Genomic DNA, 3,264 nt, shown 5'->3' with positions numbered 1-3,264 from the left:
CTGTGTCGGGCACGTTGTTGGGTCCTGAGGGAACGGTTGACCGTTGTCTCAGTGCCGGCCTCACTCGAGGCGCTCTTCGGAGTGTTGAGGGTGTGTGACTGGTCGTTGTTTGAGAACTGCACAGTGGACGCGAGCATCTGTGGCCAAGTTTTTAAGGGCGCACGGTGGATGCCTTGGCACCAGGAACCGATGAAGGACGTGGGAGGCCACGATAGTCCCCGGGGAGCCGTCAACCAGGCTTTGATCCGGGGGTTTCCGAATGGGGAAACCCGGCAGTCGTCATGGGCTGTCACCCGCTGCTGAACACATAGGCAGTGTGGAGGGAACGCGGGGAAGTGAAACATCTCAGTACCCGCAGGAAGAGAAAACAACCGTGATTCCGGGAGTAGTGGCGAGCGAAACCGGATGAGGCTAAACCGGAATGGTGTGAGACCCGGCAGGGGTTGCCGTTTCGGGGTCGTGGGTTTTTTCTTGATCGGTCTGCCGGCCGGTCGGCGAGTCAGAAACCGTATGGATAGTCGAAGGACATGCGAAAGGTCCGGCGTAGAGGGTAAGACCCCCGTAGACGAAATCTGTACGGCTCGCTTGAAGAATACCCAAGTAGCACGGGGCCCGAGAAATCCCGTGTGAATCTGGCGGGACCACCCGCTAAGCCTAAATATTCCCTGGTGACCGATAGCGGATAGTACCGTGAGGGAATGGTGAAAAGTACCGCGGGAGCGGAGTGAAATAGTACCTGAAACCGTGTGCCTACAAGCCGTGGGAGCGTCGTTCGTCAGCTTGCTGGCGGGCCGTGACTGCGTGCCTTTTGAAGAATGAGCCTGCGAGTTTGCGGTGTGTAGCGAGGTTAACCCGTGTGGGGTAGCCGTAGCGAAAGCGAGTCCGAATAGGGCGTTTGAGTTGCATGCCCAAGACCCGAAGCGGAGTGATCTAGCCATGGGCAGGTTGAAGCGGAGGTAAGACTTCGTGGAGGACCGAACCCACCAGGGTTGAAAACCTGGGGGATGACCTGTGGTTAGGGGTGAAAGGCCAATCAAACTCCGTGATAGCTGGTTCTCCCCGAAATGCATTTAGGTGCAGCGTCACGTGTTTCTTGCCGGAGGTAGAGCACTGGATAGGCGATGGGCCTCACCGGGTTACTGACCTTAGCCAAACTCCGAATGCCGGTAAGTGAGAGCGTGGCAGTGAGACTGTGGGGGATAAGCTCCATGGTCGAGAGGGAAACAGCCCAGAACACCGACTAAGGTCCCTAAGCGTGTGCTAAGTGGGAAAGGATGTGGAGTCGCAGAGACAACCAGGAGGTTGGCTTAGAAGCAGCCACCCTTGAAAGAGTGCGTAATAGCTCACTGGTCAAGTGATTCCGCGCCGACAATGTAGCGGGGCTCAAGCACATCACCGAAGTCGTGTCATTGCAGCATGAAGGGCCAACGCCTGCTGTGATGGGTAGGGGAGCGTCGTGTGCCGGGTGAAGCGGCGGTGGAAACCAGTCGTGGACGGTACACGAGTGAGAATGCAGGCATGAGTAGCGATACAAGAGTGGGAAACTCTTGCGCCGATTGACCAAGGGTTCCTGGGTCAAGCTGATCTGCCCAGGGTAAGTCGGGACCTAAGGCGAGGCCGACAGGCGTAGTCGATGGACAACGGGTTGATATTCCCGTACCCGCTTTGAAGCGCCAACGCTGAACCTTCTGATGCTAAGCCCGTGAAGCCGGCCCGGAGTCTTCGGACAAAGGGACGTGGTGGAGCCGGTGGCCCAACGGAGTAGTAGGTGAGCGATGGGGTGACGCAGGAAGGTAGTCCAGCCCGGGCGGTGGTTGTCCCGGGGTAAGGGTGTAGGACGAACGGTAGGCAAATCCGCCGTTCACATAGTCTGAGACCTGATGCCGAGCCGATTGTGGTGAAGTGGATGATCCTATGCTGTCGAGAAAAGCCTCTAGCGAGTTTCATGGCGGCCCGTACCCCAAACCGACTCAGGTGGTCAGGTAGAGAATACCGAGGCGTTCGGGTGAACTATGGTTAAGGAACTCGGCAAAATGCCCCCGTAACTTCGGGAGAAGGGGGGCCATTCCTGGTGACGAGTCTTGCACTCCGAGCTGGGGGTGGCCGCAGAGACCAGCGAGAAGCGACTGTTTACTAAAAACACAGGTCCGTGCGAAGCCGTAAGGCGATGTATACGGACTGACGCCTGCCCGGTGCTGGAACGTTAAGGGGACCGGTTAGCTTGGATTCGTCCAGGCGAAGCTGAGAACTTAAGCGCCAGTAAACGGCGGTGGTAACTATAACCATCCTAAGGTAGCGAAATTCCTTGTCGGGTAAGTTCCGACCTGCACGAATGGCGTAACGACTTCTCGACTGTCTCAACCATAGGCCCGGTGAAATTGCATTACGAGTAAAGATGCTCGTTTCGCGCAGCAGGACGGAAAGACCCCGGGACCTTTACTATAGCTTGATATTGGTGTTCGGTTCGGCTTGTGTAGGATAGGTGGGAGACTTTGAAGCAGCAACGCCAGTTGTTGTGGAGTCGCCGTTGAAATACCACTCTGGTCGTGCTGGATGTCTAACCTGGGTCCGTGATCCGGATCAGGGACAGTGTCTGGTGGGTAGTTTAACTGGGGCGGTTGCCTCCTAAAGAGTAACGGAGGCGCCCAAAGGTTCCCTCAGCCTGGTTGGCAATCAGGTGTTGAGTGTAAGTGCACAAGGGAGCTTGACTGTGAGACTGACGGGTCGAGCAGGTACGAAAGTAGGGACTAGTGATCCGGCGGTGGCTTGTGGAAGCGCCGTCGCTCAACGGATAAAAGGTACCCCGGGGATAACAGGCTGATCTTCCCCAAGAGTCCATATCGACGGGATGGTTTGGCACCTCGATGTCGGCTCGTCGCATCCTGGGGCTGGAGTAGGTCCCAAGGGTTGGGCTGTTCGCCCATTAAAGCGGTACGCGAGCTGGGTTTAGAACGTCGTGAGACAGTTCGGTCCCTATCCGCTGTGCGCGTAGGAGTGTTGAGAAGGGCTGTCCCTAGTACGAGAGGACCGGGACGGACGAACCTCTGGTGTGCCAGTTGTCCTGCCAAGGGCATGGCTGGTTGGCTACGTTCGGGAGGGATAACCGCTGAAAGCATCTAAGCGGGAAGCCTGCTTCGAGATGAGCACTCCCACCTCCTTGAGAGGGTAAGGCTCCCAGTAGACGACTGGGTTGATAGGCCGGATATGGAAGCCCTGTGAGGGGTGGAGTTGACCGGTACTAATAGGCCGAGGGCTTGTCCTCAG

General features: G+C 57.1%; 1 rRNA gene. It reads left to right on the top strand.

Features of this window, described 5'->3' with window-relative positions:
• The first annotated feature begins 141 nt into the window (after positions 1–141).
• Positions 142–3,262 (top strand): 23S ribosomal RNA (locus tag ACZ51D_RS43400).
• Positions 3,263–3,264: the final 2 nt, after the last annotated feature.

This window comes from Kitasatospora sp. NPDC033851 (genome assembly GCF_055576085.1).
Note: the sequence above shows the minus strand (reverse complement) of the source record. Positions and strands in the feature narration are given on the sequence as shown.